The sequence below is a fragment of the Phytoactinopolyspora endophytica genome (assembly GCF_004138495.1).
Taxonomy (GTDB): domain Bacteria; phylum Actinomycetota; class Actinomycetes; order Jiangellales; family Jiangellaceae; genus Phytoactinopolyspora; species Phytoactinopolyspora endophytica.
The window spans coordinates 134,079-137,943 of record NZ_ML142855.1 but is presented as its reverse complement, the minus strand read 5'-3'; the positions used below and the strand labels follow the sequence as shown (position 1 = coordinate 137,943).

Genomic DNA, 3,865 nt, shown 5'->3' with positions numbered 1-3,865 from the left:
CGCCTTCGCGGCGGCGACCACGTCGGCGACGGGGTCTGCCGCGGTCACGGGTTCCGGCACGCCGGCCAGCCGGAGGAACGCGCGTTTCCCGGCCTCGGTCTCCCAGCATCCGCGTCCCCCGCACCCGCACGCGCGCCCGTCGGGGTTCACCGGCAGGTGCCCGATCTCCCCGGCGTATCCACTCGACCCGGTCAGACGTCGCCCGCCCACGACGACGCCGCCGCCGATACCCACCTCACCCGAGAGATAGACGACGTCGTCGAAGCCCTGTGCTGCGCCCCGTGCGTGCTCGGCGAGCACGCCGAGATCCGCCTCGTTCGCGACTACGACCGGCACGTCGGAGCCGATCACCGGGTGTTGGGTGCCTCCCCCGAGCTCTCGGGCGACGATCTGCCCCAGGGGCACGTCCGTCCAGCCGAGGTTGGGCGCGATGTGCACGAACCCGTCGTCGCGCCGGACGATACCCACGATCGCCACTCCGACGCCGATGATCAGCTGTGATGGCCGCACGAGTTCAACGGCCAGCTCCCGGACGACGCGTACCAGATCCTCGGGACCGCCGGGTTCCGGGCTCCGATCTCCGATGTCTGTGGCCTCGGCCGGCTCGTGCTGCCCAGCCGGCGTTGCGGCGCGCCATATCCGATCGACGCGTCGCTGTTCGTGGATAAGGCCGCCCGGTCCGACGGTGGCCACCGTGACCGAGTCGACGGCGATCTCAACGGCCAGCGTGACCAGCCGATCGGTGCGCACACCCACGATCGGCGACGGCCGGCCACGGGTTCCCCGCAGATCCGCTTCCCCCTCGACCACCAGGCCGAGAGCGGCGAGTCGGTCCACCAGCGCCTTGATGGTGCTGCGGTTCAGATCGGTCCTGGCAGCCAGCTCGGAGCGGGAGAGCGGCCCACCCAGATGCAGCTGGCGCAGCACGACGCTGAGGTTGTGCCGCCGCACTGCTTCGTGCGTGGAGCCCTGTTCGATCCGCACCGGCCACACCGTTTTCGATATGCTCACAACAAATTATGTCGAACCTAGTCCGCGGAGTCGCTCGGCGTCAAGATGGGGCGCGCCGTCGAACGCCGGCCGGGACGCGACTTAGACCGCTGGAACCTGGCCATTGATCCGGCGGCCCCGGACGATCTCCGGCGTGATCCGGATGTAGTGCGGCTTGGCCCCCAACGCCCACGGGGTCAGCCGCAGCCCGGCGATGCGCTCGTGCTCTTCCCGGCCGACGGCCTCCGCACGGCCGATAAGGACCACCGACCAGCCGGTCAACGCCTCCGCGTCATAGCTGTCCGCCTCGAACGCGACCACCGCCGACCGTGCCGCGGCCGCGAGTTTGGAGCCAGGGCCGATGCGGATCACGACGTTGCCGGAGTCCAAGAGGAAGTTCACCGGCTGAATCGCGGGCAACGCACCCTCGGTGAACACGATCCGACCGATCGGCACACTCTCCAGCAGCTCGAAGCACTGCTCCCGGCTGAGCACCTCCAGCCCGGCCGAGTCGACGTCCACACGCGGTTCCGCACCCATGGATCCAGCATCCACCCGGAACGGTGCTCTGCAGCAGAGCCGAAAGTCACCCCCTGAGCGGCCCATGTCCCACGTTCCCCCTCCGAACACGACGCGGACGACCAGGTCGATGGCGTGCAGCGCACACGATGACGACGACGCAGAGGCGACGACGCACAGGCCGGGTAGGTCGGCCCTCAACCAAGGACCTTCGGCCTGTCCGCAGCAGGCCAAGCGGAGGTACGGTCGACACTGTGACCGACAACAAGACTGACCAGGGACGTTCGATTCCCGACCGCGTCGTCAAGGTGTTCCTCCTCGATGACCACGAGGTGGTGCGCCGGGGAGTCGCGGCCGTCTTGGAGAGCGAGCCGGATATTCAGGTGATCGGTGAGGCAGGTACCGCGGATCAGGCCATCGCCCGGATCCCCGCGCTGCGCCCGGACGTCGCCATTCTCGACGTACGGCTACCTGACGGCGACGGTGTCACGGTCTGCCGCGAGGTGCGCTCCCGGGTACCGGAGCTGCACTGCTTGATGCTCACCTCGTTCGCCGACGACGATGCGCTGTTCGATGCGGTGATGGCGGGAGCGTCCGGATACGTGCTCAAACAGATCCACGGCACCGACCTCGTGGGCGCGGTACGTGCGCTGGCGGAGGGAAAGTCTCTGCTCGATCCGGAAAGCACCGCTCGCATGCTGGATCGTCTGCGCCACAAGGCCGACCGTCCCGACCCGCTCGCCGTCCTCTCCGAACAGGAACGGAAGATCCTCGACCTGATCGGCGAAGGGTTGACCAACCGTCAGATCGGGGAGCGGATGTTCCTGGCGGAGAAGACCGTGAAGAACTACGTGTCCAACTTGCTCGCCAAGCTCGACATGAGCCGCCGCACCCAGGCTGCCGCGCTCGCCGCCCAGCTGAAGGCCGAGTCGAAGAGCGAACGCCGCTACTAGGGGCCTGTTGAGGTGACGGGAACCTGCCACTGCAGCACGGTCCCACCGTTCGTATCCGAGACGACGTCGAAGGAGCCATCACGACGCTCGGCTCGCTCGGCGAGGTTGGCCAGGCCGCTACGCCGGACCCGTTCCGGAATACCAACGCCGTTGTCGCTGACGCGCAGCCGCAGTGTGCCGTCGGACACCGCCAGGTCGACATTGGCTCGGGACGCCTGAGCATGGCGAGCGATGTTGGACAACGACTCCTGGAGAACGGCAGTCAGGTCCTCACCTACATCATCCGTCACCGTGGTGTCGAGCAGGCCCTCCATCTGCAGCGCGGGCGCGAAGCCGAGTTGTTCGGTGGCGGACTCCACGATCGCCACCACCCTGCTCCGCAGCGTCGACGCCGAGGCGTCCCGCGTCGGCTGCAGCGCGAAGATCGTCGAGCGGATCTGCCGGATGGTTGTGTCGAGGTCGTCCACGGTGCGCTGCACGCGCTCGGCCACCTCCGGCCTGTCGATCAACCTGACCGCGGCGGTCAGGGTCATGGCACTGGCGAACAACCGCTGGACCACGACGTCGTGCAAGTCTCGTGCGATCCGCTCGCGGTCGTCTACCAAGCCGTGCCGCTCTGCCTCTTTGCGCGCGTCCGCGAGCTCCAGGACAACGGCCGCCTGGTCGGCGAATGCGCTCAGCATCTGCAGCGTGGCCGGATAGAAGGGCGCACCGCCGCGACGCTTGGCCAGGATGAGGACGCCGCGGGCGTGCTGCCGCGTACCCAAGGGGACGATCAGGCCAGGGCCGGCGGGAAGACGGTCGACAAGCGGCGACGGCTGGGAACCCTTGCGCAGCTCGTTCACCGCACGTGGCTCGCCAGCGTCCAGAACCGCGCCGGCCAGCGTCCCCGTTGCCGAGAACTCGATGTCGGCGAGTCGCTCGGCTTGCTCGCCGTCGACCGCTAGCACCGTCATCAGGTCCATCGCCCCGCCCGGCACGGCGACGACCGCCACGTCGGCGCCGCCCATCTCTCTGGCTCTGCTCGCTACCAGCTGGAACGCCTCGTCCAGCTCGGTACCTGAGAGCAATGCCTGGGTGACCTCCGCGGATGCGTTCAGCCAAGTCTCGCGACGGCGCGTCTCATCGTAGAGCCGCGCGTTGTCGATGGCGATCCCCGCCGCCGTGGCCAGCGCGGAGACGATGATCTCGTCCTGCTCGTCGAAGTCACGTCCACCGTGCTTCTCCGTGAGATACAGGTTGCCGAAGACCTCGTCGCGGACACGAATCGGAACGCCGAGAAAGCCCTGCATCGGCGGGTGGCCGGGAGGAAAGCCGTAGGACTCCGGGTGCTCGGATATCTCGGTGAGGCGTAGCGCCTGCGGCTCTTTGATCAGCATGCCCAGCAGGCCGCGGCCGTGCGG

Annotated in this window: 4 protein-coding genes; 1 reads left to right on the top strand and 3 read right to left on the bottom strand. The window is 68.3% G+C overall.

The features are described from left to right. Positions 1-1,011, bottom strand: a 1,011-nt coding sequence (locus tag ELR45_RS15485; protein WP_165367799.1) for an ROK family protein, incomplete at its 3' end; no start/stop codon positions are given. 81 nt (positions 1,012-1,092) lie between these two features. Then, the gene (locus ELR45_RS15480; RefSeq protein ID WP_129667221.1) at positions 1,093-1,530 is read right to left on the bottom strand and encodes a pyridoxamine 5'-phosphate oxidase family protein; all 438 of its coding nucleotides are present in this window, start codon (positions 1,528-1,530) and stop codon (positions 1,093-1,095) included. 233 nt (positions 1,531-1,763) lie between these two features. On the opposite strand from ELR45_RS15480, the gene ELR45_RS15475 reads away from it, so the two are divergent. Next, positions 1,764-2,462 (top strand): response regulator transcription factor, encoded by a 699-nt coding sequence (locus tag ELR45_RS15475; protein WP_276320685.1) that lies wholly within the window; start codon positions 1,764-1,766, stop codon positions 2,460-2,462. Here ELR45_RS15475 and ELR45_RS15470 read toward each other — a convergent pair. Beyond that, positions 2,459-3,865 (bottom strand): sensor histidine kinase (locus tag ELR45_RS15470; RefSeq protein WP_205856650.1); only part of this gene is annotated, 1,407 nt, incomplete at its 5' end. The genes ELR45_RS15475 and ELR45_RS15470 overlap by 4 nt on opposite strands.

What these genes read in the sequence shown, in the direction of transcription:
- ELR45_RS15480 (WP_129667221.1), bottom strand. Translation starts at nt 1,530, where the DNA reads ATGGGTGCGGAACCGCGTGTGGACGTCGACTCGGCCGGGCTGGAGGTG.